The 24,336-nt window shown below is 62.3% G+C and carries 22 protein-coding genes and 1 pseudogene; 11 read left to right on the top strand and 12 right to left on the bottom strand.

Going from position 1 to position 24,336, the window contains the following annotated elements; genetic code table 11:
- Window positions 1-531: 531 nt before the first annotated feature.
- Entirely contained in the window at window positions 532-1,917 is a 1,386-nt protein-coding gene (tssI, locus tag M0808_RS18065) for a type VI secretion system tip protein TssI/VgrG (RefSeq protein WP_027614600.1), read from the bottom strand.
- 219 nt (window positions 1,918-2,136) lie between these two features.
- On the opposite strand from tssI, the gene M0808_RS18060 reads away from it, so the two are divergent.
- On the top strand, window positions 2,137-2,841 hold the full coding sequence (locus M0808_RS18060) for a YebC/PmpR family DNA-binding transcriptional regulator (protein WP_027614601.1): 705 nt from the start codon (window positions 2,137-2,139) through the stop codon (window positions 2,839-2,841).
- Window positions 2,842-2,965: 124 nt separating this feature from the next.
- Here M0808_RS18060 and M0808_RS18055 read toward each other — a convergent pair whose 3' ends face one another.
- Complete coding sequence (locus tag M0808_RS18055; protein ID WP_247842054.1) at window positions 2,966-4,279, bottom strand: protein kinase; 1,314 nt, start codon at window positions 4,277-4,279, stop codon at window positions 2,966-2,968.
- Between the two features lie 214 nt (window positions 4,280-4,493).
- Window positions 4,494-5,615: a cell division protein ZapE gene (zapE, locus tag M0808_RS18050; RefSeq protein ID WP_247842053.1), complete on the bottom strand. Its 1,122-nt coding sequence runs from the start codon at window positions 5,613-5,615 to the stop codon at window positions 4,494-4,496.
- Between the two features lie 287 nt (window positions 5,616-5,902).
- Between zapE and M0808_RS18045 the strand changes: the two genes are divergently transcribed.
- The 7 genes from M0808_RS18045 to M0808_RS18015 all read left to right on the top strand — a co-directional run bounded on the left by M0808_RS18045 (window position 5,903) and on the right by M0808_RS18015 (window position 12,517).
- Window positions 5,903-6,424: a spore coat U domain-containing protein gene (locus tag M0808_RS18045; RefSeq protein WP_247842052.1), complete on the top strand. Its 522-nt coding sequence runs from the start codon at window positions 5,903-5,905 to the stop codon at window positions 6,422-6,424.
- A 104-nt stretch (window positions 6,425-6,528) separates the two neighbouring features.
- The gene (locus M0808_RS18040) at window positions 6,529-7,062 is read left to right on the top strand and encodes a spore coat U domain-containing protein (RefSeq protein ID WP_096795681.1); all 534 of its coding nucleotides are present in this window, start codon (window positions 6,529-6,531) and stop codon (window positions 7,060-7,062) included.
- A gap of 20 nt (window positions 7,063-7,082) precedes the next feature.
- Window positions 7,083-7,619 carry a spore coat U domain-containing protein gene (locus M0808_RS18035; RefSeq protein WP_027614606.1) on the top strand — a complete coding sequence of 179 codons (537 nt, stop codon included), beginning with the start codon at window positions 7,083-7,085 and terminating at the stop codon, window positions 7,617-7,619.
- Between the two features lie 4 nt (window positions 7,620-7,623).
- Window positions 7,624-8,124, top strand: a complete 501-nt coding sequence (locus tag M0808_RS18030; protein ID WP_225138430.1) for a spore coat U domain-containing protein — start codon at window positions 7,624-7,626, stop codon at window positions 8,122-8,124.
- A gap of 34 nt (window positions 8,125-8,158) precedes the next feature.
- Window positions 8,159-8,947, top strand: a complete 789-nt coding sequence (locus M0808_RS18025; RefSeq protein ID WP_096795679.1) for a molecular chaperone — start codon at window positions 8,159-8,161, stop codon at window positions 8,945-8,947.
- A gap of 244 nt (window positions 8,948-9,191) precedes the next feature.
- Window positions 9,192-11,549: a fimbria/pilus outer membrane usher protein gene (locus M0808_RS18020; RefSeq protein WP_247842051.1), complete on the top strand. Its 2,358-nt coding sequence runs from the start codon at window positions 9,192-9,194 to the stop codon at window positions 11,547-11,549.
- The gene (locus tag M0808_RS18015; protein WP_098968113.1) at window positions 11,546-12,517 is read left to right on the top strand and encodes a spore coat U domain-containing protein; all 972 of its coding nucleotides are present in this window, start codon (window positions 11,546-11,548) and stop codon (window positions 12,515-12,517) included. Before M0808_RS18020 ends, M0808_RS18015 begins: the two co-directional genes overlap by 4 nt.
- Before the next feature lie 15 nt (window positions 12,518-12,532).
- Here M0808_RS18015 and M0808_RS28585 read toward each other — a convergent pair.
- From M0808_RS28585 to M0808_RS18005, 3 genes and pseudogenes are all read right to left on the bottom strand, one after another.
- A pseudogene (locus M0808_RS28585) lies at window positions 12,533-12,622 on the bottom strand (metal ABC transporter ATP-binding protein); the annotation flags it as partial.
- A 19-nt stretch (window positions 12,623-12,641) separates the two neighbouring features.
- Complete coding sequence (locus tag M0808_RS18010; RefSeq protein WP_247842050.1) at window positions 12,642-13,397, bottom strand: anti-sigma factor; 756 nt, start codon at window positions 13,395-13,397, stop codon at window positions 12,642-12,644.
- A complete protein-coding gene (locus M0808_RS18005; RefSeq protein ID WP_135295410.1) occupies window positions 13,394-13,900 on the bottom strand; it encodes a sigma-70 family RNA polymerase sigma factor in 507 nt (168 codons plus the stop codon). Before M0808_RS18005 ends, M0808_RS18010 begins: the two co-directional genes overlap by 4 nt.
- A gap of 157 nt (window positions 13,901-14,057) precedes the next feature.
- Here M0808_RS18005 and M0808_RS18000 point away from each other — a divergent pair, with 157 nt between their 5' ends.
- Both M0808_RS18000 and M0808_RS17995 read left to right on the top strand, forming a co-directional pair.
- Window positions 14,058-15,152, top strand: coding sequence for a catalase family peroxidase (locus tag M0808_RS18000; RefSeq protein WP_247842049.1), 1,095 nt, complete (start codon window positions 14,058-14,060; stop codon window positions 15,150-15,152).
- Window positions 15,149-15,694 (top strand): cytochrome b, encoded by a 546-nt coding sequence (locus M0808_RS17995; RefSeq protein WP_003223686.1) that lies wholly within the window; start codon window positions 15,149-15,151, stop codon window positions 15,692-15,694. The genes M0808_RS18000 and M0808_RS17995 overlap by 4 nt, the downstream gene beginning before the upstream one ends.
- Here M0808_RS17995 and M0808_RS17990 read toward each other — a convergent pair.
- From M0808_RS17990 to M0808_RS17980, 3 genes are all read right to left on the bottom strand, one after another.
- A complete protein-coding gene (locus M0808_RS17990) occupies window positions 15,691-16,890 on the bottom strand; it encodes an MFS transporter (protein WP_247842048.1) in 1,200 nt (399 codons plus the stop codon). The genes M0808_RS17995 and M0808_RS17990 overlap by 4 nt on opposite strands.
- Window positions 16,891-17,039: 149 nt before the next feature.
- Window positions 17,040-18,191 (bottom strand): M14-type cytosolic carboxypeptidase, encoded by a 1,152-nt coding sequence (locus tag M0808_RS17985; RefSeq protein ID WP_247842047.1) that lies wholly within the window; start codon window positions 18,189-18,191, stop codon window positions 17,040-17,042.
- A gap of 481 nt (window positions 18,192-18,672) precedes the next feature.
- Window positions 18,673-19,011: a DUF3077 domain-containing protein gene (locus M0808_RS17980; protein WP_247842046.1), complete on the bottom strand. Its 339-nt coding sequence runs from the start codon at window positions 19,009-19,011 to the stop codon at window positions 18,673-18,675.
- A 131-nt stretch (window positions 19,012-19,142) separates the two neighbouring features.
- Here M0808_RS17980 and M0808_RS17975 point away from each other — a divergent pair, with 131 nt between their 5' ends.
- Window positions 19,143-19,802 (top strand): XRE family transcriptional regulator, encoded by a 660-nt coding sequence (locus M0808_RS17975; protein WP_027614618.1) that lies wholly within the window; start codon window positions 19,143-19,145, stop codon window positions 19,800-19,802.
- 39 nt (window positions 19,803-19,841) lie between these two features.
- On the opposite strand, the gene M0808_RS17970 is transcribed toward M0808_RS17975, so the two are convergent.
- The 3 genes from M0808_RS17970 to M0808_RS17960 all read right to left on the bottom strand — a co-directional run bounded on the left by M0808_RS17970 (window position 19,842) and on the right by M0808_RS17960 (window position 24,333).
- Window positions 19,842-21,791, bottom strand: coding sequence for an acetyl/propionyl/methylcrotonyl-CoA carboxylase subunit alpha (locus tag M0808_RS17970; protein ID WP_247842045.1), 1,950 nt, complete (start codon window positions 21,789-21,791; stop codon window positions 19,842-19,844).
- Window positions 21,791-22,606 carry a gamma-carboxygeranoyl-CoA hydratase gene (locus M0808_RS17965; RefSeq protein ID WP_135295414.1) on the bottom strand — a complete coding sequence of 272 codons (816 nt, stop codon included), beginning with the start codon at window positions 22,604-22,606 and terminating at the stop codon, window positions 21,791-21,793. The genes M0808_RS17970 and M0808_RS17965 overlap by 1 nt, the downstream gene beginning before the upstream one ends.
- A gap of 119 nt (window positions 22,607-22,725) precedes the next feature.
- Entirely contained in the window at window positions 22,726-24,333 is a 1,608-nt protein-coding gene (locus M0808_RS17960) for a carboxyl transferase domain-containing protein (RefSeq protein ID WP_247842044.1), read from the bottom strand.
- Window positions 24,334-24,336 lie beyond the last annotated feature (3 nt).

Raw genomic sequence — 24,336 nt, 5'->3', positions numbered from 1 at the left:
GCCCACACCCAATCCAACTGTGGGAGCTGGCTTGCCAGCGATAGCAATCTCCCAGCCGACCAATCTCCAACAGCTCACACCCAATCCAACTGTGGGAGCGGGCTTGCTCGCGAAGGCGGCCTGCGAGCCGACCCACCTCCAACAGCCCACACCCAATCCAACTGTGAGAGCTGGCTTGCCAGCGATAGCAATCTCCCAGCCGACCAATCTCCAACAGCCCACACCCAATCCACTGTGGGAGCGAGCTTGCTCGCGAAGGCGGCCTCCCAGCCGACCCACCTCCAACAGCCCGCACCCAATCCAACTGTGGGAGCTGGCTTGCCAGCGATAGCAATCTCCCAGCCGACCAATCTCCAACATCCCACACCCAATCCACTGTGGGAGCGGGCTTGCTCGCGAAGGCGGCCTACGAGCCGACCAGCGTCCAACTGCCCGCACCCAATCCAACTGTGAGAGCTGGCTTGCCAGCGATAGCGACCTCACAACCACCCAGTTTCTTCCAGGTGTACTCAATGCCAATGTCTGCGGCGCTTACGGATCGGCACCGTGCAGCAGCCAATCGAGCAACAGGCTGCTGTCGCGCGGTGGTGGTGTTTCACTCGGTGGCGCAGGGCGTGGGTTGGCGAGGCACAGAATCGGTCGATCCGGGTCGCTGTCGAGGAAGCTGACCCACACCTCACTGCCGGCGCGGGGCAACTGGTGGGTGGCGAGCCGGCCGGCGCCGGTCAGTGCGATTGGCAGCCACAGGCATGCAGACTCAGTTGTCTGCGCCGGCCAGAGGTTGACGCCGATGCGCCCGCGATCATCCAGTTGCGCGGGCTGGCCGGGCGATCCCAGCACTTGTGCCAGATGGTAGCCGCCAATGTTCGGGCGCGGCTGTGCCAATGGCGGGCGAAAATCGCTTGACCAGGGCAGGGCAGTGAAGTCGTTTCGATAGCGATGCACATCAGTGGTCGGGTCGAGGATCGAGGGGTGCTGGCCCTGGTGATGCAGTTCGGTGATCAGCCATTGTTCATTGAAGGTATTGATCGGATGCTCGCTGATCTGTAACAGATGCCCGCTGCGCAACGCGCTGCAATCGCAGGTGCCCCGGATCGAGCGCGACTGACAGCGCTGGCGCTGCAGATGGCGACGGCTGCGTTGTTCGGCGTGACGCTGTTCGCCGGACAGGTTCTGCGGTGCGAGTGCGGGCACGGGATGGTTGGCCGCGTCGGTGGCGATGGCCTCCTGCCCGCGGTTGCGAATGCCGTGCGCAGCCATCACCGGTGGCGCGTCATGGCGCTGAAACAGCGTGCTGACGCGCGGTGATGGTGTGTCGTCGGTGATGCCAAACGGCACCGGCAACGGTTCTTGCGGCAGGCTGAGGTTGTCATCGGCAAACACCAGCACATGCCCGTTCGGGTGATGTTCGAAGTGATAGTGGATGCCTTCCTCCTCACACAGCCGTTGCACGAAGGCCAGGTCACTTTCTTCGTACTGGATGCAAAAGGGCCGCGGCGGGTATTGGCCGACGCTCATTTCGATCCGGTAACTGTCCGCCGGCAACTCATGCTCGCCGAGCAATTGCGCGAGGATCGTCGGCACGCTCGTTTGCACGAAGACCCGGCGCCGGGGCGGCTGGTCCAGACTCAGCAGCAGCGGGACGAGGATCAGCCGGTAGCCGATGCGGTGGCTGGCGCGATGCTCGCAACTGACGCTGTGGATCAGACCGTGGATCCCGTGATCGGCGCCCAGGCGCAGGAACGCCGGTTGGCGCAGCAGACTGCCTGGGGGCAACGCCGGTGCCAGACCGATCATTTCAATTTCGAAGCGAAACGGTTGATTGAGTGCTTCCTTGCCACTGAAACGCAAGACCGGCAGGCACAGCGGGCCGTCGGTCAGGGTCAGGGTGAACGGGCTTTCCTTATCATTGAGCATTCGTACGGGCTCTGTGGGCAATACGGACGGCAGAGGGTACGAAAACGCGAGCACGAATGGTCATGGCTGGTGGGCTTTTCAGAATCGCCCTACAAGTCGTGGTGACGATGTCGATTCAACAATGATTTTTTTGGTCGATTGCCGACTTTAGGCCGTATAAACTTGGCGCCACGCGTCGGCCAATAGATGTCTCGGCGCCACAGATCAAGAGAGTGAGTAATGGGCGCACAGTGGAAGGTTAAACACAAAGAAGCGGCAGCCAACGCCAAGGGCAAGATCTTCGGCAAACTGGTGAAAGAAATCACCATCGCTGCCCGCAACGGTGCCGATACCGCCACCAACGCACACCTGCGTCTGGTGGTCGAGCAGGCCAAGAAAGCCTCGATGCCCAAGGAAACCCTGGACCGCGCCATCAAGAAAGGCGCCGGCCTGCTGGGCGAAACCGTGCAGTACCACCGCGTGACGTACGAAGGTTTCGCACCGCATCAGGTTCCGTTGATCGTCGAGTGCGTCACCGACAACATCAACCGCACCGTCGCGGAAATCCGCGTGGCGTTCCGCAAGGGTCAACTGGGCGCTTCCGGTTCGGTGGCCTGGGACTTCAACCACGTCGGCATGATCGAAGCGTCGCCGGACACCCCGGACGCCGATCCGGAAATGGCCGCGATCGAGGCCGGTGCCCAGGACTTCGAGCCGGGCGAAGAGGGCGCGACCCTGTTCCTGACCGATCCGACCGACCTCGACGCCGTGCAGAAAGCCCTGCCTGAGCAAGGCTTCACGGTGCTGTCGGCCAAACTCGGCTACCAGCCGAAGAACCCGGTCAGCGGCCTGAGCGCCGAGCAGATGGCTGAAGTTGAAGCGTTCCTCGAAGGCCTCGACAACCACGACGACGTGCAGGACATGTTTGTCGGTCTGGCGGGCTGATTTGCTGCAAAGATAAACTGTGGCGAGGGAGCTTGCTCCCGCCCGGCTGCGCGGCAGTCGTTGTTTTTGGGACGGCTTTGCCGTCCAGCGGGAGCAAGCTCCCTCGCCACAGGATTTGCGTCAGTTACAGCGTTTCCAGGACCTCGATCACTTCGCTGAACCCCGGCCGCGCCAGCACGTCCGGCTGACAGCAACGCTGTTCCAGCGCCTCCAGCACCTCGCGTTGTTCATCGCTCAACCCCGAGTCGACGCGCGCCAGCAATTCCCCGAGCAGAACCCCGAACGCCCGCACTTCGATGCGTTGCAGTGCCCGGGTTTCCAGATTGTCGGTGGTGGCATGGAACGACGCCGCGCCGAAATCCCCGAGCAAGCAATCGCCCTGATCGTTCAGCAGAATGTTGTGGCCGTAGAGGTCGCCGTGGGTGATGCCCTGTTGATGCAAGTGCTCGGCCGCCGAAGCGATGCCCTTGGCAATGTTCAGCGCCACTTCGGCACTGAAGCGGCAGTCCTCGGCATACACATCCCGCGAGCAGCTCGCCAGGCTCGGTAATGCCGCCAGGTTACGAAAGCTTGAGTCGATCAGTTGCATCACCAGCCCCTGTTGGCCATCGGGATGCCCGTGAATACGGCCTTCCACGCGGATCAGGTTCGGGTGCAAGCCCGCGGTGATGCAGGCGTTCATCTCGTGCAGCGGCGAACCGTCGCTGGTCATTTCACCTTTATAGAGCTTCACCGCGACCGGCACCTGCGAGCCGTCGGCGCGCTGCCACTGTGCCCGGGAAATCACCCCCGAGGCGCCTTCGCCCAGGCGCTGTTCCAGACGCAGCGCCGACCAGTCGATCAGCGGCGTGGCTTCCAGCGCGGCGGCATCGGCTTCGGTTTCCAGCGGATTGCCGGCATACGCCAGCCAGGTCAGGCTCGGCAGGGTCAGCAGCCACTGCGGCAGTTCACGCATCTGGTTGGCGGCGATGCGGATCAGCTCCAGGCGATGGCACTGGCTGATTGAGGCGGGCAGCGCTTGCAGGCGATTGCCGGCCAGCAGCAGTTTCTGCAGATACGGGCGCTCACCCAGTTCGACGGGCAGGCTTTCGATGCAGTTGTCGGTCAGGATCAACCAGCGCAGCAGCGGCGGCAGTGCTGCGCCTGGCACGTGGCTGATGCGGTTGGCCTTGAAGCCGATCATCGTCAGCGCCGCGCATTTTCCGACGCATTCCGGCACCTCGGTGAAGTGGTTGTCCGAGCAAAACAGAATGCGCATCCTGGTCAGGCGATGCAGATCATCGGGCAGACTGCTCAAGGCGTTGCCGCTGAGGTTGAGCACCTCCAGCGTATCGGCCAGTTCGAAAATCTCCCGGGGGAACTCGGTCAGGCCGCAAGACAGATCCAGCCGGGTAATGCCCGACAACTCGCCGGCGCGCAATTGAGCAAGGGTGTGCATGGGGATGTTCACTATCAAAGGAAAGAAGCGCCGGGCGCTCGGAATGGGCGACATGATAACGGCAAAGCCGGGATTTGCACTGAAGAACACTCTGATCCACTGTGGGAGCGAGCTTGCTCGCGAAGGCGTCCTGTCAGTCAGTGATTTGTCATTGACACTCCGCTTTCGCGAGCAAGCTCGCTCCCACAGTGGTAATCGGTGGTGATCAATGGGGTCAGTGGGTTTCCTGCAACTGCCCCAGGCGACTGCGGGTGCGCGCCAGATCGATGGCATTCCCGCCAAGGGCCTCGCGCAGTGGCAAGCGGCTGAGCAGTGTCAGGTGCTTGTCCTGGTCGTAGAGCACGTCGATCAGGTTGATGAAGCGCTGTTGTGCGGCGATCGAGCACTCACCGAGTTCCGGCAGGTCGTCGATGATCCACTGGTCGAAACGCCGACACAGCTCCAGATAATCCATCACCGCTGTCGGTTGCTCGCACACGTCGCTGAAGGTGAAAGCGACCCGGCTGCCATCGCACAGGCGCGCCTGAACGTGTCGGCTGCCCACCGGCAACGCAATGGCCGGGGCACCTTCGGGCGGCAGGTTCAGCGCCTGGCGCTGGGTTGCGGTGGCTGGCCACACATAGTGGCCCTGCGTGAAAGCCTGATGCGCATGGTTGCTCGCCTGGCTGCGGTAATCGTGCGGGCCGCCGACCTCCATCACTTGCATTCGGGCGTTGATCAATTCGATCACCGGTTTGAAGCGCGCGTGATAGAGCGGGTTGGGCAGCAAGCCTTCCGGCGGATAGTTGGAAGTCACCAGCAGCAGAATCCCGCGCTCGAACAAGGCCTTGAACAGGCGGGTGATGAGCATCGCATCGCCGATGTCATGCACATGAAATTCGTCGAAACACAGTACCTGGCAATCGGCTAACAGCTCGTCGAGGGTGACGCCGAGAGCGTCGTCCTGTTCGCGATGGTTGAACATGCCCTGATGCAACCGGGCAAAGAATTCATGGAAATGCACGCGCTGTTTCTGCGCGGTCGGCAGTGCCTGGAAAAAACCGTCGAGCAGCCAGCTCTTGCCGCGTCCGACCGCGCCATGCAGGTACAGGCTCGGCGGCATTTGCGGCTTGGCGCCGAACAACAGGCTGGCCTGCTGCGCCATGCAATCGATCACCCGCTGTTGGCTGTGGCTGAGGGTGTAACCCTGACTATGGGCCTTGTGCCGGAAATAGTCGCGGATCGACTGGGCATTCGCGTCATGCCCGGCATGCGCTGGCCGGCCCTTGGCGAACCAGCGGCGCAGCGCCGACCAGCGTAGGGTCAGTGGCGATCGTTTGGGCGCTCGAGAGGGCACAGTGCAGTCACTCCGTGTTCATCAGACCGGCGCCCGGGAGCGCGGCGCCGTAGTGTAACCAGAGGCTGCGCCCGGCTTCCATCGCGGCTCGTCGACTGTGGGCGATCACTGAACAGATTTGTGCGGGACGTACAGCTATTTTCAGCGATGTAATTCGCCGTGTTGCCAAACTTTCGAAACATATCCCGGCAGGACCATGGATCCAATCGACTGGCGGATTCGTCGTCCATTGCTACCCTGAAACACAGTAACGTCATCCAGGATGTTCCCTCACAAGGAATGGGACAGTGATTGTACGTGTGGTGATGGGCCTGCTCGGGGTGCTTGGGGCCTCGGTGCATGCGGCGGATCTTCAGGTCGAAGTCCGCGTTGACGTGCAGCGTGGTTGCCAGTTGATCGGCCAGCAGCGCGAGGCAGGTATTGAACAGCTGGGCGTGCTGGATTTCGGCAGTGCTGCGCGTCTCGATGATCCGGCCGGGCCACTGGGTGCGGCGCTGACCAACCAACGGTTGCCACGTCTGGAATGCAACCCTGACACGCCTTATCAACTGCGGGTCGACGGTGGCCTGCATGGCGGCGTTGGCGAGGTTCGCTACATGGCGGGGGCGGCGGGGAGCCAGCCGATTGCATATCGGCTGTATCAGGACGCGGCGCGCCGGGTGCCGCTGGTGGTGAACGTGCCAGTCAGCGGCCGGGTGCCGGACACCGGCACGGTGGAGTTGCCGCTTTACGCGCGGATCGAGCGTCTGGCGCAGGTGCCGCAGGTCAGCCGCTATTCGGATCTGGTGAAAGTCACCGTGACCTGGTGAGTGCAGGATTTCAGGCAATCCGCTGGAGGCGGATTGCGCAGGGAAGGGGCGTTCAATCCTGAACGCAAGGTACGCAGGCATCCTGAAGGAGTAGGACGGACGCTATGACAGGCAAGCACTGGATGGTTATCGCCACGGGTACGTTGCTGTTGCTCGCTGACGACGCACAGGCGGCGATCAGTGGGCAGATCAATGCGCGGCTGATCCTGATCGCCGGGTGCGAAGTCACCAACAGCGCCACCCCGGCGATCCCGGTGAGCAATCTGGGCACCCTCGATTTCGGTCAGCAGGGGCCGACCTGGAACGCGCCGATCAAGGCCAGTCTCGACGGCGACAGCAGCGGCAAGCTGAACGTCGCCTGCAATCCCTCGGTCACCGGTTTCACCGTCACCATCGACGGCGGCAGCCACGGCGACGGCACCACCCGCCGCCTGAGCAACGGGCGCCAGACCCTGCCTTATCAACTCTTTCTGGATGCCTCCGGTAGCCAGCGCTACAGCATTGGTCAACAACACAATTTCGCTGTCACCAGCGGTGCGCAGATACCGATTCCGGTGTTTGGCACGGTGGTGGCGAATACCCGCGCGGTTCCGGCAGGTGTCTACACCGACACGCTGACGGTGACGCTCGACTGGTAACCCCGTAGAGGACGGACACCATGCGCAAGTTTGCATCAAGGATAGGTTTGTCGTTGCTCGGCCTGACGCTGGTTTCCAGTGCCCACGCCGCCACCACGGTCACCGGCCAGATCACCGCCAGCCTGACCCTGATCAGCAGCTGTCAGGTCAACGGTGCCGGCGGCTCCACCGGGCTGAACTTCGGTGCCTTGAACTTCGGCACCGCCAACAGCCTGTTCACCACCGCCAGCGGGCAGGTTCTGGGCGGTGGCGGCGGGGCGCTGTCGATTCTCTGCTCCAGCGGCACGACCCCGGTGGTCAAGGTGCGTGCGGGTGCTCACGATGGGCAGTCGCCGGGCGGCGCTCGCGCGCTGTACGACGGTGTCGCCAACTACGTGCCGTACGACTTCTACACTGATGCCGGGCATTCGCAACTGCTGCCGATCGACGGCACGATCAACCTGGCGACCAGCACTGGCGTGGCGCAGACGGTGAATATCTACGGTCAGGCGGTGGGCAAGGCCGGGCTGCCGGCAGGGACTTACACCGACACCGTCGCTGTTGAACTGACGTTCTGATGCCATGCGCCGCCAGTTCTGCGCTGCGATGCTCCTGCTCTGTGCGGGCAGTGTGCCGCTGCCGCTGGGGGCGGCGACCAGTCAGAGCTTTCAGGTCAGCGCGACCATCACGCCGGGATGCTTGGTGGTGGGCGGGGTGTCGAATTACGGCGGACTGAATTTCGGTTCGAGTTCGGCCCTCGCGACCGGCACGGTGCAAGTGGCATTGACCGGCGGCGTGCAGTTGCAATGCACGCCGGGGGTGGCACTGAACATGACGGTCGATGGCGGCCAGTACAACAGCAGCGGTCGCCACATGCAGATCAACAGCGGCAGTGCGCGGGTGGCGTATGCGCTGTTTCGCGATGCGGCTTACAGCCAGAGCCTGGGCATCGGCCAGAGCGTGGCGGTGGCCTATAGCGATGCGAACAACATCAGCCTGCCGATTTACGGTCAGGTGCAATTGCCGGGCAATCAGCCCGGGGGGACGTACAGCGACGTGTTGCAGGTGCAGCTGTCGTGGTAAAGCGACATTTGAATGGCCGACAAGGAGCAGGTTCATGGGGGCAGTTACGTCTGGGCATTCGTTGTTGCAGGGCGCGTTGCTGGCGCTGGTCATGCTCGGGGCCGGCCATGCGCAGGCCGCCAGCTCGGTGCTGATCTGGCCGATCGATCCGGTGCTGGAGGCCGATCAACAGGCCAGTGCGCTATGGCTGGAGAACCGTGGCACGGAAACCGCCAACCTGCAGATCCGCGTGTTCGGCTGGAGCCAGAGCGGCTTTGCAGAGCAATACCAGAACCAGCGCGACGTGATCGGCAGCCCACCGGTGGCGAAGATCGAACCGGGGCAGAAACAACTGGTGCGTCTGACCCGAACCAAGGATGTGCCGCCGGGGCAGGAACTGGCCTACCGGATCATCATCGACGAAATCCCTTCCGCCCAGCCGCCGGCTGCCGAGGGCGGCAAAACCGCGGCCGCGATCCGCTTTCAGATGCGCTATTCGGTGCCGTTGTTTGCCTACGGCGCGGGGCTGTGGAGCAAGGAAGACAGCACCCGCCCGCGTGACCCCAAAGGTATCGGTGTGCCGCAGCTGAGCTGGCGCACGGTGGCGGTGGACGGTCGACCGTATATCGAAGTGCGCAATCAGGGCGCGGTGCATGCGCGGCTGACCGACGTGGCGATCAAACAGGGTGGACAGAGCAAGCCATTAGCCGAGGGGTTGCTGGGTTATGTGCTGCCGGGCGCGGTGATGCGCTGGCCGGCACCTGGGGCGTTGGCGAGTGAGTCGGCGTTGCAAGTGCGAGTCAATGGCGGGGCGCAGGTGCAGAGCATTGCGCCGGGACGCTGAAAAGGGAGCCATGCCGAGTGGACTTTTGTGGCGAGGGAGCTTGCTCCCGCTGGGTTGCGAAGCCGCCCCAAGCCATGTCAGGCAGTCCGCTTAAACAGTTCTGACGACGGCTGTGCCGCCGAGTGGGAGCAAGCTCCCTCGCCACAATGAATGCATCGTGTCGTCAAAATTCCAGAGAAAGATAACTGGCTTTGGCAAGAGTGGCATCAGGAGGATCGAGTCCATTGACGGACGTAAAGCGTGTATGAGCCCGGGATGGGCTCGTCGTATTCAGCGTCCGTTGTGGCTCATGACCGGCGCGTGTTGCCTGATGTTCGTGCAACCATCCGAGGCCGGCGAACTGCCGCCACCGCCCAGCGGCATGGAGGCCGTGAGTGATGCACAGTTGTTTCTGGAGTTGGTGGTCAATCAGATGAACACCGGGCGGGTGGTGGCGGTGCAGCAACGTGACGGGCATCTGTTTTTGCCGGCCAGCGTATTGGCTGAAACCGGGATGAAATTGCCGGGCAATCCTGGTGCTGAAGTTGATCTCGACGGCCTGCCTGGACTGCACAGCGAATACGACAGTGTCGGCCAGCGCCTGCTGCTGGTGGTGCCACCGCAGTGGCTGCCGGATCAGTTCATCGGTAATCGCGAGAACTATCCGCGCACCCCGGCGCTGAGCAGTTTCGGCGCGTTGTTCAACTATGACCTGTACCTCAACGACACCGACGATGCCGGCACTTATCTGGCGGCGTGGAACGAGGTGCGGCTGTTCGATAGCTGGGGCACGTTGTCCAACACCGGGCAGTACCGGCGCACCTTGTCCGGCGATTCGGTCAGCACACTGGACAACGGCTACCTGCGCTACGACACCACCTGGCGTTACTCCGACGACGAGCGAATGCTCACCTACGAGGGCGGGGACGTGATCAGCGGCGCCTTGCCGTGGAGCAACTCGGTGCGTCTGGGCGGTGTGCAGTTCTCGCGGGACTTTGCCGTGCGTCCGGATCTGGTCACCTATCCGTTGCCGCAGTTCGCCGGTGAGGCCGCGGTGCCGTCGTCGGTGGATCTGTTCATCAACGGCTACAAGTCGAGCAGCACCGACCTGCAACCGGGTCCGTATACCCTGACCAACATTCCCTTCATCAACGGCGCCGGTGAGGCCGTCGTGGTGACCACCGATGCGCTGGGGAGGCAGGTGTCGACCACGGTGCCGTTCTATGTCACCAGCAGTCTGCTGCAAAAAGGCCTGAGTGATTTCTCGGTGGCGGCCGGTACGTTGCGCCGCGATTACGGTTTGAAGGACTTCAGCTATGGCCCTGGCGTGACCTCCGGCAGCCTGCGCTACGGTGTCAGCGACAGCTTCACCCTGGAAAGCCACGCCGAAGCGGCTGACTCGCTGACCCTCGGCGGGATCGGCGGCAATTGGCGTCTGGGCAATTTCGGCGTACTCAACAGCGCCATCAGTCAGAGCCGATTCGACGGCGACGGCGGCGAGCAGTTGAGTCTCGGTTATCAGTACAGCAGCCAGCGCTACAGTTTTTCCTGGCAGCGCCTGCAACGCCGCGATCAGTACGCCGACCTCAGCGTGATCGACAGCCCGTATATCAGCCTCAGCCGGCGCAGCGAGCAGGCGACCCTGAGCGTCAACCTTGAGCGCTGGGGCAGCCTCGGTGCCGGTTATTTCGATGTGCGCGCGGCGGACGATTCGCGCACGCGTCTGCTCAACCTGAGCTGGAGCAAACCGCTATGGCGCAACAGCAGCTTCTATCTGTCGGCCAACCGCGAGATCGGCGACAGCCACTGGGCGGTGCAAGCGCAACTGGTGATCCCGTTCGATCTGCGCGGCAGCCTGGCGATCAGCAGCGAGCGCAGCAAGACCGGGCAGAGTCAGCAGCGGGTCAATTACAGTCGTTCGGTGCCGACCGAGGGCGGGGTCGGTTTCAATCTGGGGTATGCCAAGGGTGATGGCCCCGATTATCGTCAGGCTGATGTGACCTGGCGTCTGCAATCGGTGCAGTTGCAGGCCGGGGTTTACGGCACCTCAGACGCCGAGACCCGTTGGGCCGATGCCAGTGGCTCGCTGGTGTGGATGGACCGCCAGGTGTTCGCCGCCAATCGCATCGACGACGCGTTTGTGGTGGTCAGCACCGATGGTTTCGCCGACATTCCGGTGCGCTACGAAAACCAGCAGGTCGGTCAAACCGATAAAAACGGCCACTTGCTGGTGCCGTGGAGCAGCGCGTACTACCGCGGCAAATACGAAATCGATCCGCTGAATCTGCCGGCCAACGTACGCAGCCCCAACGTCGAACAACGCATCGCCGTGCGCCGTGGCAGCGGCTATTTGCTGGAATTTCCACTGACCCGGGTAATCGCCGCGAGCATCGTGCTGGTGGATGCGCAGCAACGCGAGCTGCCATTGGGTGCGGGTGTGCTTCATGAGCAGAGTGGCGCGCGCACGGTGGTCGGCTGGGACGGCTTGGTCTATCTGGAAAACCTCCAGGCGCAAAACTCGTTGCAGGTGACGCTGGCCGACGGCAAGACCTGCAAGGCGCAATTCGCCGTGGACATGCAGCAAAGCCAGGTGCCGCTGATCGGCCCGTTGGTGTGCCAATGAGCGCGGCGCGGATCTGCCTGTGTCTGGCGTTGCTGCTGCCGGGGATGGCGCAGGCCTTGTGTTCGGTGGTCAGCACCACGCCGGCGGCGTTCGGTTCGATCAGTTCGATTGCCGTGCGCACCACGACGCAGCCCAGTTCCACACTCAATGCAGGCTTGAGTTGTACCGGTTCGCTGTTGTCATTGCTGACCAGCAACGACCATTTCTACGCCACCATTACCTCGACCCAGAGCGGCTTGCTCGGGCCGACCGGTGACGTCATCGGCTACACGATCTACGCCAACAACAGCACCAGCTACCCGGTCACCCGTGGCACCGCCTTCGACTTCGCCCGCAACGGCATCATCGATGCCTTGGGATTGCTCAACGGCACCACCCCGAAAACCGTGCCGCTGTATCTGGGCACGACCATTGGCAGTAACGTCGCCGCCGGGGTTTATACGGAAACCCTGAGCATTTTCTGGAACTGGAATTACTGCTCCGGGATCGGTATCGGCAGTGTTTGTCTGGGGCGCGACATCAATAGCGGTACCGCGACGTTGACCGTGAACCTGACCGTGTCCAACGACTGCACGATTACTGCGCCGAACATTGCCTTTGGTAGTGCGCCGGTAATCAGTGCCTTTACCCCGGTGACCGGGCAGACCATCAATCTGGCCTGCACCAAGGGCAGTGCTTACACCGTCGGTTTGAGCGACGGACAGAACCCGGTCAGTGTCGGCGGTCGGCGGCGGATGATTTCCGGAAGTAATTATCTGGCCTACGACATCTTCAAAAGCGCTGGCACCACCCGTTGGGGCAGTGTCGGCAGCGCGCGCCGGTCGAGCACTGACGCCGAGGTCAATCCAGGAAATGGTCTGGGCACCGGAAGTCAGATCTTCAACTACAACGCGAAGATCTACACCGATCAGACCACACCGCCGGCGGGGACTTACCTGGACAATGTGGTGCTCGACGTAGGGTTCTGACTCATACGATGACCCCTGTGGGAGCGGGCTTGCTCGCGAATACGGTGTGTCATTCAGCAATGATGGTGGCTGATCTACCGCTTTCGCGAGCAAGCCCGCTCCCACAGGGGGATTGGCGCAGTTTTCACAATGGCAGTGACTGCCTCAATTGCTGCACCGCCGGCGAATCCGTCGGGCTGACCATCGCATAGTTGTACCCGCCACCGGACCAGTAATCGGCCTGCAGATCGCCGTCGCTGCGACTGCCGCGTGGCAGGAAGGTGTTCTTCGGCCCCGGTGGTCGCACATAGAAACTGACCTTGTGGCCGCTGCGATCCTCATACACCACCATCGCCGCCGGGCCTTCATCGGTGCTGAGCAGACGACCGCTGACCGGCTCGAAGCCGGCGGATTTCAGATCCGGCAAGCGACTGGCCCGGGTGAAATAGCGGTCGAGCCAATGCTGCATGTCGCCGTCACTGGCAACCTTGTAGTCCGCCGGCAGAATTCCTTGCTGGGCAATCAATCGATAGGCTTGCAAGGCATCGGTCATGGGTAGCGTGGAAGAGCGCACGAGGGTCATTTCCCGCGCCTGCCAGCCACTGAAACCGCCGATGCCGACCGCGATCAGCAACACCGCCGCGCTGGCCAGATGACGTCGCGACTGACGCTTGAGGCGCTGGCGAATCAGCGCCGGATCGAGTTCCGGATTGGCCGGTTGCTGCAAGGCACCGCCCAGTGCTGCACGCAACAACTGGGCGTCGTGCTGCCAGGCGCGCACCTGCGCGGCGGCTTCCGGGTGCGTGGCCAGCCAGGTGTCGACCAGACGGCGGTCGGCTTCGTTGAGTTGGTGATCGACGTACGCGTGCAGGTCGCGCTCGCTGGGGGGCATGCTGATCATTTGAGTATCCGCAAAGAAGGGCTGCTGATTTCGCCATCGCTGAGTTGGCGCAAGGCCTGGCGGGCGCGGGACAGGCGCGACATCACGGTGCCTGTGGGGATGTCGAGGATTTCGGCGACTTCCTTGTAGCTCAGGCCTTCGACCGAGACCATCAGCAACAGCGCGCGTTGTTCGGTGGGCAGGCGATCGAAGGCTTGCAGGGTCGATTGGGCGATCACGGTGCGCTCGACCGAGGGTTCGGCGTCGTCGCGACCGGTGAAGAATTCGAGCATCCGCGCATAACGACGCGAGCGCCGATGGGCGTCGAGAAATTGCCGATAGAGAATCGCGAACAGCCACGCGCGCACATCACCCTCGGCGCGTTTCGCACCCCAGCCGGACAGGGCCCGCTCGAGGCTGGCCTGCACCAGATCGTCGGCGCTGCTGCTGTTGCGGGTCAGTGACACGGCAAAGCGGCGCAATCTGGGAATGATTTCTCTCAACTGTTCGTCGAATTCGCTCATGAATTTCTGCTAGTCACTACGCTGTGGACTAGGGAGACGTCTGCCGTTCGAGGTTATTCCACGTTCGGAAAAATAAATACCGGGCCATGGAATAAATCCCGCTGGGGCGCGTCTTGCTGATTCTTCCTACTTGTGGCCGATGGCCCTGGAGTTATTCATGGTTGATCGCACTTCACCGCCGGGCAGGCCGTCGCGCCCGCCCTTGAGTGCCGCGAGCACAGTGTTGCGCCTGACGGCGATTGCCGTGGTGGTTGCCGCAGTGGCCGGAGCGTTTGCCTACGTGCACGGTAACCTTGACCCACAACGTCTGACGCCCAAGGCGCTGGTCGATGTGCTGGAGAAAAACAACGGCGTGCATCCCGGGTTCCGGCGCAACCACGCCAAGGGCGTGTGCGTGATCGGGCATTTCGAGAGCAGTGGCGAGGCGCGGGCGTTTTCTTCGGCGCAGGTGTTCAACGAGGCGCAAACCCCGGTGGTCGGGCGTTTCGCATTGCCGGCGGGGAATCCCTACGCCCCGGACAGCAGCGTGCCGATCCGCAGCCTGGCGCTGCGTTTCACCCAGGCCAACGGTCAGCAATGGCGCACCGGGATGAACAGCATGCCGGTGTTCCCGGTTGGCACCCCCGAGGCGTTCTATCAGTTGCAGCAGGCGCAGTCGCCGGATCCGGCCACGGGTAAACCGGATCCGTCGAAAGTGCCGGCATTCTTTGCCGCGCACCCGGAAGCCGTGCCGTTTCTGACGTGGGTGAAGACCGCCAAACCGTCGGCCAGCTATGCCACTGAAACCTACAACAGCGTGAATGCGTTCTATCTGGTCAACGCCAGTGGGCATAAGCAGGCGGTGCGCTGGAGTGTCACGCCACTGGCGCGTGATGCCGCTGGCGCAGCGGCGCCGGAGGGTGCGGATTTTCTCGAGAAGGATCTGGTGCAGCGTCTGGCCGAAGGGCCGTTGCGCTGGCAGCTGAATATCACCCTGGCCAACCCCGGTGATCCGGTGAACGATGCCAGCAAAACCTGGCCCGAAGGCCGCAAGGTGATCAACGCCGGCACGCTGGTGCTGGAGAAGACTCAGCCGCAGCTCAGCGGCGAATGCCGCGACATCAACTACGATCCGCTGGTGCTGCCGGCTGGTATCGAAGGCTCCGACGACCCGCTGCTCGCCGCGCGTTCCGCCGGTTACGCCGATTCCTATCTGCGGCGAACCAGCGAAGTCAGCCAATTGCCCGCCGCCCGTCAGGAGGCTCGCCCATGAGCACGCAACCGACTCATTTCGCGCTGTTGGCGCGGCTGCTGCACTGGCTGATGGCGCTGATGATCATCGCCATGTTGTTCATTGGCGCCGGCATGGTCACTTCGGTTTCACAGCGGCATGAATGGCTGATTCATCTGCATAAACCGCTGGGGATCGCGATTCTGCTGCTGGTGGTTGTGCGCCTGTTGGTACGGTTTTCTACCCGACAGCCGCCGCTGCCGGCGGATCTGCCGGGTTGGCAGGTGATGGCGGCCAAGGCTTCGCATGTGTTGTTGTACGCGTTGATGCTGGTGCTGCCGGTGCTCGGTTGGGCGATGATCAGTGCGTCGGGGGAGCCGGTGATGCTGAGCAATACCCTGCAATTGCCGTCGATCCTGCCGGCCGATGCGCAAGTGTTTGCCCTGCTGCGCAAGGCGCATGGCTATCTGGCGTACCTGTTGTTCCTGACGGTGCTGTTGCACCTGGCGGCGGCGCTGTTCCACGGTTGGGTGCGCCGCGACGAGGTGCTCGACAGCATGTTGCGCGGTCGCGATCGCGATTAACCCGCTTGTGTGGCGCACCGCTGCGGTGCGCCACTTCTCAGGGTCAGCCACCAATAACCCAGCGCCAATGCGTTGATAACGGCGCCAAGCAGACACACGCCGGTCCAGCCGGCCCAGGCGTACATCGCCGTCGAGGTAATCGAACCCAATGCACTGCCGATCGAATAGAACAGCATGTAGCCGGCGGTGAGGCGGCTTTGCGCTTCAGGGCGCACGCTGTAGATCATGCTCTGGCTGGTGACGTGCACGGCCTGCAAGCCCAGATCGAGGGTGATCACGCCGAGCAACAGCGCCCACAGCGAGGACTGGGTGAGGGCGATCGGCAGCCACGAGGCGAGCATCAGCAGCAGCGACAGGCCACTGACCCATTGGCCCAGGCCGCGATCAGCCAGATGCCCGGCGCGCGCGGCGGCAAGTGCACCGGCGGCACCTGCCAACCCGAACAGGCCGATTTCACTGTGCGACAGCGACAGTGGCGGGGCAGCCAGCGGCAGCACCATCGGCGTCCACAACACCATGGCGCTGGCGAAGGTCAGCAGCGCGAGAATCGCCCGTTGCCGCAGCACCGGCTCTTGCCCGAACAGGCTGAACACCGAAGCGATCAGCGCGCCGTAACGGCTCGCGGGCTGCGCGGCTTCATTCTTGGGCAAGACGCGCAACAGCAGCAGCGCCATGAGCAGCGTCAGACCCGCAGACAGCAGATAGATCGCGCGCCAACCCGCCAGATCAGCCATGGCCCCGGCAATGGTGCGCGCGAGCAGAATGCCGACGACGATGCCGCTGGTGACGACGCCGACCACCCGGCCGCGTTGCGCCGGGATCGCCAGGGTCGCGGCGTAGGCCACCAGCATTTGCGTCACCACCGCGAGCAAACCGGTCAGGGTCATGCCGAGCAGCAACCATACGCTGCTGGGCGCCAGCGCGATCATCAACAGCGCGGCGGCCGAGAGCAGGGTCTGGGTGACGATCAGCCGCCGACGGTTGAGCAGGTCGCCAAGTGGCACCAGCAACACCAGACCGATGCCATAGCCGATCTGCGTCAGGGTAATGACGATGCCGATGGTGGCCGGTGACATGGCGAAGGCTTCGGCCATGGCGTCCAGCAGCGGCTGCGCGTAATACACGTTGCCCACCGCCAGTCCGCAGGCGACGGCAAACAGCAGCACCACGCTGCTTTTGAGAGGTTGAGGTTGCATGCCCTGATTCCTTTTTGGGTTTCAAATTAAAACCATAATCAAGGTAGGCACTCTGGTTTTAATTTGCAACCTTGTTGGTCATGGCGTGTGATTGCGCAAAAAAAAGATCGCAGGCATAGCTGCGATCTTTGGGTAGAGCGGGGGAAGGATCAGCGCAGAGTGTCGATCATGTCTGCGATCGTGGTCAGCACGTCCTTGCCCAACTGTTTCGAGCGCTTGCCCGACCAGCCCGTTTCTTTGTTCGGATGGTCATCGTGATCCTTGAACGGCATTTCAAGGGTCAGCGACAGGCAGTCGTATTTCTGGCCGACCGCGTTGCAGGCCAGGGTCATGTTGGCCTGACCCGGTTCGTCGCGGGTGTAGCCATATTTGGTCTGGAAGTCTTTCGTGGTGTGCTTGAGGTGCGTGCGGAAATGCTCTTCGAGCTTCTCGATGCGCGGTGTGTAACCCGGGTTGCCTTCACAACCGGCGGTGAACACGTGGGGGATTTCCTCGTCACCGTGTACGTCGAGGAATAGATCGACGCCGTACTTTTCCATCTGCTGTTGTACGAAAAGTACCTCTGGGCTGATGTCCTGACTGGCGCTCTGCCAAGCGCGGTTCAGGTCCTGGCCCATGGCGTTGGTACGCAAATGCCCGTGGAAGGCGCCGTCCGGGTTCATGTTCGGTACCAGATACAGATCGGCGCTGGCGAGCAGCTTGTTCAGCATCGGATCGTCGTGGCGTTCCAGGCGCTCGATCACGCCTTCCATGAACCATTCGGCCATGTGTTCGCCCGGGTGCTGTTGCGCGATGATCCAGATTTTGCGCTGGCCTTCGGCGCCGCTGCCCTTGCGCAGCAGTTGAATATCACGACCCTCGACGCTTTTCCCGGTGGCCAGCAGTTCGGTGCCGGCCTTGGTCAGCGCTTGCTCGATCAGCCAGTCGTGACGACCTCGGCTGTAGGGTTCGAAGTAGGCGAACCAGGCGTGAGTCTGCTCGGCTTCGAGGCAAAAGCGCAGGCTGTCGCCTTCGAAACTGGTGGGAATGCGGAACCAGTTGACGTGATCGTAGGAGGCGACGGCCTGATAGCCAGTCCAGGCCTTGTTGTAAGAGGATTGACTGGCGTTGACCAGGCGAAACCAGTGTTCCTGATGAACATGCAGGCCGCTGGCCTTGAAGTGGAACCACTGAAAATGCGCGCTGCGGGTATCCGGGCGAATGGCCAGAACCGGGTTGAGCGGATTGGAGATGTCGATGACTTGAATGTTGCCGCTGTCGAAGTTGGCGCTGATGTCGAACGAAGATTTGGCCACGGTCATAATCGGTTCCTGAATATGATTTTTATGGCGGCTACTTTACACGCAAGACTGGGGTGAAACCGAGGGAAATTGCGGGTTGCGGTGGGGGGCGTCTTCCGTGACGCGCAAGCAGCTTAGAGACTGTGCGATTGATTCTCAAGTGCTAATTGTCATTAGTTTGCCCCAATCTGGCCGGGCTTTGCTTGCCAAGCGATATTCTTTTGATATTATCCGCGCCATCGAATTTGCAGCACCCAAAGACTTCATTAGCCTGAAGCCATAAGCCCGAAAAACGGGCAAAAAAAGACCCGGCAAAAAGCCGGGTCAAAAACCGTGATTAGCCTGATGAGGAGATAGTCCAGAAGACCGACCTAAGGTCCCTGGTCCATCGACTGATCTCGCGACCAGTTGCTTGCAATAATAATCATTATCATTTGCAAGTCAAATGTTTTTATCTGCGCGATTGGAAAACTCTTTCCCGTCCGTCCGCTTCCCGTGTCCGTTAGAGCTGTTCGCCATCAATTGAATGGTCGACCATCGCTCGCGCCATATCCACCATATGCACCACCGAAAATGCCAGGTCGCGGCTCGCGCCCTGCAGGTTTTCGGCTGCCTTGAAGGCGGTGGCGGCTGCGCAGCGCAACAGATCCGACGCGTGCACGAGGGCCTCTTCGCCGCTGAGATGGCGTTTCACATCAAAAAAACGTTCATCTATCTCGGGTTCTGACACAGCTGGTTTCAAGTAATAGTCCAGTGCTCGCTGCGCTGCTGCATTGCCTTGAGGGGAGGTGAACGTGGTGTCCATTTGCAGATCGGGCAAGTCTTTGCTGCTGATATTCATGGTGAAGGGTCACTCCTTGTTCGATTGAAAGTGAGTGCTTCCAGCATAGTACGATGCGTAGTTGTGACCAGAATTTAAATACTACAATATGTGTTTTGCCGGCCGAAGGCGGGGCAAGTAAGGTGCCGCACATGGATAAATGGATTGAGTTGGTCAAGGCCAAAATGAGTGAACTCAAAATCACTCAAACAGAGCTCGGAGAGCGCGTCGGCATGTCCCAGGGCGGGATCGGCCATTGGCTGAACAAACGTCGCGAACCGGGCATTACGGAAATGAATCGCGTATTGCAGGCACTCGGGATGGACTTCCTGGAAGTGGTGCTGGTGATTCGCGAACCGCAGGAGACCGACGATGACGAGATGCCGCTGGCGCAGAAGTACAACCCGTATTTCCGCTATCCGGTCAGCGATTGGCACACGCCGTGCGAATCGCGTGAGAGTGCAACCGCCGCTTACGCCCCGTCACATGACAAGCAGCGCTTCGAACTGACGGATTATCACGCCCGTGGCGCAGCGTTCTGGCTGACCGTGACGGGAAACTCGATGACCGCACCTTCAGGTCAGAGCATCGCCGAAGGCATGCTGATCTTGGTGGACCCGGAGGTGGAGGCGCTGCCCGGCAAACTGGTGATCGCCCAGTGGCAGGGCTGCGATGAAGCGATCTTTCGCAAGCTCGACGAAGAGGGCGGCCAGCGTTATCTGGTACCGCTCAATCCGACCTGGCCCAAAGCCCTGTTCACCGATGAGTGTCGAATCATCGGCGTGGTGGTTCAGGCCACGGCGCGTTTCTAGTCAGATCGATCCTCGCTCGGCGTAGGATCGATCTCCCATTTACTCGGCTTCCAGTTCCACCAAAGCGCTGCCTTCGCCGACCATTTCGCCTTCCTGGCAATACAGCGCTTTGATCACTCCCGCATGGGGCGCGCGAATGCTGTGCTCCATCTTCATCGCCTCCAGCACCACCAGTTGCGCACCGGCCTCGATCGATTGCCCGGCCTCCACCAACACCCGCACGATGCTACCGTTCATGGGCGCAGTCAGACCGCCCTGATGGCTGTGGCTGGCGTCGACGGCGCTGATCGGGTCATACGCCTGAATGCGCCGCAACTCGCCGTCCCATTGCAGGTACAGCGAATCGCCCTGGCGAATTGCCCGCAGGACACGGCGTACGCCATCGTGCTCGACCACCAGTGCTTCACCGGACAGTGTGGCGTTGCCTGAGCTATTCAGCGTCAGCGCCCGATCCTGGCCCTCGCAGCTCAAATGCAAGGTGACTTCTGCCGGCAGACCGGCGCGCAAACCACTGTTCAAGGCCCACGGCGACTCCGGATCATCCGCCCGAACAGTACCCGGCAAACTCTGCGCGAAAGCCTGCGCTGCCGTATTCCAGAACCCATCACTCAGTTCAACCGGAGCCGGCAGCAGCGTTTCCTGATAACGCGGAATAAACCCGGTATCCAGCTCCGCGGCGGCAAACGCGGGATGCGCGATGATCCGCCGCAAAAAGTTGATGTTGGTCTTCAAGCCGCCAATCGCGAACTCATCAAGCATGCTCAACAGCCGTAGGCGCGCCTGTTCGCGATCTTCGCCCCAGGCGATCAGCTTGCCGAGCATCGGGTCATAGAACGGCGAAATTTCATCGCCTTCTGCAACCCCGCTGTCCACCCGACGCCCCGGTCCGGCGGCCGATTCGCGGTAAAGCTCCAGACGCCCGGTGGCGGGCAGGAAATCATTCGACGGATCTTCGGCATACAGCCGCACTTCAATCGCATGGCCATTGAGCGGCACCTGATCCTGGGTGATCGGCAGCGCTTCACCGCGCGCCACACGAATCTGCCACGCCACCAGATCGAGGCCAGTGATCGCTTCGGTGACCGGGTGCTCGACCTGCAAGCGCGTGTTCATCTCCATGAAGAAGAATTCGCCGCGCGCATCGAGCAGAAATTCCACGGTGCCGGCACCGACGTAACCGATCGCCTGCGCCGAACGCACGGCCGCTTCGCCCATGGCCCGGCGCAGTTCCGGGGTCAGGCCCGGTGCCGGGGCTTCTTCGACGACCTTCTGGTGCCGGCGCTGGATCGAGCAATCACGCTCGTTGAGGTACAGGCAGTTGCCATGCTGATCGGCGAACACCTGAATTTCCACATGGCGTGGTTTGAGCAGGTATTTCTCCACCAGCATCCGCGAATCGCCGAACGACGACTGCGCCTCACGCTGCGCCGAGGCCAGCGCTTCGGCCAGTTGGCTGACGTCCTCAACCACTTTCATACCTTTGCCGCCGCCACCGGCCGTGGCCTTGAGCAGCACCGGATAGCCAATGCGTGCGCAGGCATCGCGGAAGGTTTCGAGATCCTGCGCCTCGCCGTGATAGCCCGGCACCAGCGGCACACCGGCGGTTTCCATCAGCGCCTTGGCTGCGGATTTGCTGCCCATCGCGTCGATGGCCGAAGCGGGCGGGCCGAGGAAAATCAGCCCGGCCTGTTCAATGGCACGGGCGAAGCCGGCATTCTCCGACAGGAAACCGTACCCCGGGTGAATCGCCTGCGCGCCGCTGGCCTTGGCCGCCGCGATCAGCTTGTCGATTTGCAGATAACTGTCGGCGGCTTTGCTGCCCCCGAGATCAACGCGGATATCCGCTTCGCGGCTGTGCCGCGCTTCGCGGTCGGTGGCGCTGTGCACGGCGACGGTGGTCAGGCCAAGCGCCTTGGCGGTACGCATGACCCGGCAAGCGATCTCGCCGCGGTTGGCCACCAGCAGGGTGGTGAGAACAGGTGCGCTCATCAACGCGGCTCCTTGGGGGTGGTTGCGGCTTGCCAGCTAGGTGCACGTTTTTGCAGAAAGGCGCGCAAGCCTTCCTGGCCTTCAGGGCTGACGCGGATGCGCGCGATGGCGTTTTCGGTGTAGCGGCGCAGCGCCGGGGTCAGCGCGCCGTTACCGACTTCGCGCAACAGATCCTTGCTGGCGCGCATCGCGGCCGGACTGTTGAGCAGCAGGTTGTCGATCCATTGTTCGACGGCTTGATCAAGCTCGGCAGCCGGATAGCTCTCGGACAACAAACCGATTTCTCGCGCACGCTGCCCGCCGAAGCGCTCGGCAGTCAGCGCATAACGACGCGCGGCACGTTCGCCGATGGCCTGCACCACGAACGGACTGATCACCGCCGGTGCCAGGCCGATGCGCACTTCCGACAGACAGAATTGCGCGTCATCGGCGCCGATTGCCATGTCGCAGCAACTGATCAGCCCCAGCGCGCCGCCGAACGCCGCGCCCTGCACCACGGCCACGGTCGGGATTTTCAGCTTGGCGAGGTTGTACATCAGCTCCGCCAGTTCGCGGGCATCGTCCAGGTTGGTGTGGTAATCGAGTTCGGCCGATTGCTGCATCCACGCCAGATCGGCGCCGGCGCTGAAATGCTTGCCACGCCCGCGCACCAACAGGAAACGCAGGCTGGCGTCGCTGGCAACCTTGTCCAGCGCCAGAATCAGTTCGCGGATCATTTCGGCGTTGAACGCGTTGTTTTTCTCCGCGCGGTTGAGCCACAGGGTGGCGAAACCCCGTGAGTCGTTGTGCAGTTCGAGGGTGTTAAAGTCGCTCATATTCTTCCGTCTCCACGGTTTCTGTGGGAGCGGGCTTGCTCGCGAAGACGGTCTGTCAGTTGCGGATACGTCGACTGATACACCGCTTTCGCGAGCAAGCCCGCTCCCACAAAAAAGCATCACATCCGGAACACGCCGAAGCGGCTCGGTTCGATAGGTGCGTTCAACGACGCGGACAAAGCCAGGCCCAGCAAGTCGCGGGTCTGCGCCGGGTCGATGACGCCGTCGTCCCACAGGCGTGCGCTGGAGTAGTAGGGGTGACCCTGCTCTTCGTACTGGTCGAGGATCGGTTGCTTGATCTCGGCTTCCTGCGCGGCGCTGAAGGCTTGGCCGCTGCGTTCGGCCTGCTCGCGCTTGACCTGCGCCAGCACGCCCGCCGCCTGCTCGGCACCCATCACGCCGATGCGCGCATTCGGCCACATCCACAGGAAGCGCGGATCGTAAGCGCGGCCGCACATGCCGTAGTTACCGGCGCCGAAGCTGCCGCCGATGATCACGGTGAATTTCGGCACTTTGGCGCAGGCCACGGCGGTCACCAGTTTCGCGCCGTGCTTGGCGATGCCGCCGGCCTCATATTTCTGGCCGACCATGAACCCGGTGATGTTCTGCAGGAACAGCAGCGGAATGCCGCGCTGGCAGGCCAGTTCGATGAAGTGCGCGCCTTTTTGCGCGGCTTCGGCGAAGAGGATGCCGTTGTTGGCGAGGATCGCGATCGGGTAGCCATGCAGGTGCGCAAAACCGCAGACCAGGGTGGTGCCGAACAGCGCCTTGAACTCATCGAACACCGAACCGTCGACCAGCCGCGCAATCACTTCGCGCACGTCGAATGGCTGTTTGGCGTCGGCCGAAACCACGCCATATAACTCGTCGCTGGCGTACAGCGGCGCAATCGGCGTGCGCTGCTGCACTTCGCCGAGCTTGCGCCAGTTGAGGTTGGCGACGCTGCGGCGGGCGAGGGCGAGGGCGTGTTCGTCGCTCTCGGCGTAATGGTCGGCCACGCCGGAAATCTTGCAGTGCACATCGGCACCGCCGAGGTCTTCAGCGCTGACGACTTCACCGGTCGCGGCTTTCACCAGCGGTGGGCCGGCGAGGAAGATTGTTGCCTGATTGCGCACCATGATCGCTTCGTCAGCCATCGCCGGTACATACGCGCCGCCCGCGGTGCAGGAGCCCATGACCACGGCGATCTGCGGAATGCCCATGGCGCTCATGTTGGCCTGGTTGAAGAAGATCCGGCCAAAGTGCTCGCGATCCGGGAACACCTCGTCCTGACGCGGCAGGTTGGCGCCGCCCGAGTCCACCAGATAGATGCACGGCAGGCGGTTCTGCTGGGCGATGGTCTGCGCGCGCAGGTGTTTTTTCACGGTCAGCGGGTAGTACGAGCCACCTTTCACCGTCGCGTCGTTGGCGACGATCATGCACTCGACGCCTTCGACCCGGCCGATCCCGGCAATCACCCCGGCGGCTGGCACGTCTTCGCCATACACGGCGTGGGCGGCGAGCTGGCTGATCTCGAGAAACGGCGAGCCCGGATCGAGCAGACGGTTGATGCGTTCGCGCGGGAGCAACTTGCCTCGCGAGGTGTGACGTTCCTGGGCTTTCGCGCCGCCGCCCTGCGCCACTTGGGCGAGCAGGGTGTGCAGCGCGTCGACCTGTTCAAGCATCGCTGCACTGTTGGCGGCGAACTCCGCTGAGCGGGGATTGAGCTGGGTATGCAGGATAGCCATGTG

The organism is Pseudomonas sp. MWU12-3103b, from assembly GCF_023100615.1.
Lineage (GTDB): Bacteria > Pseudomonadota > Gammaproteobacteria > Pseudomonadales > Pseudomonadaceae > Aquipseudomonas > Aquipseudomonas putida_A.
This window is presented reverse-complemented; position numbering and strand designations above follow the sequence as displayed.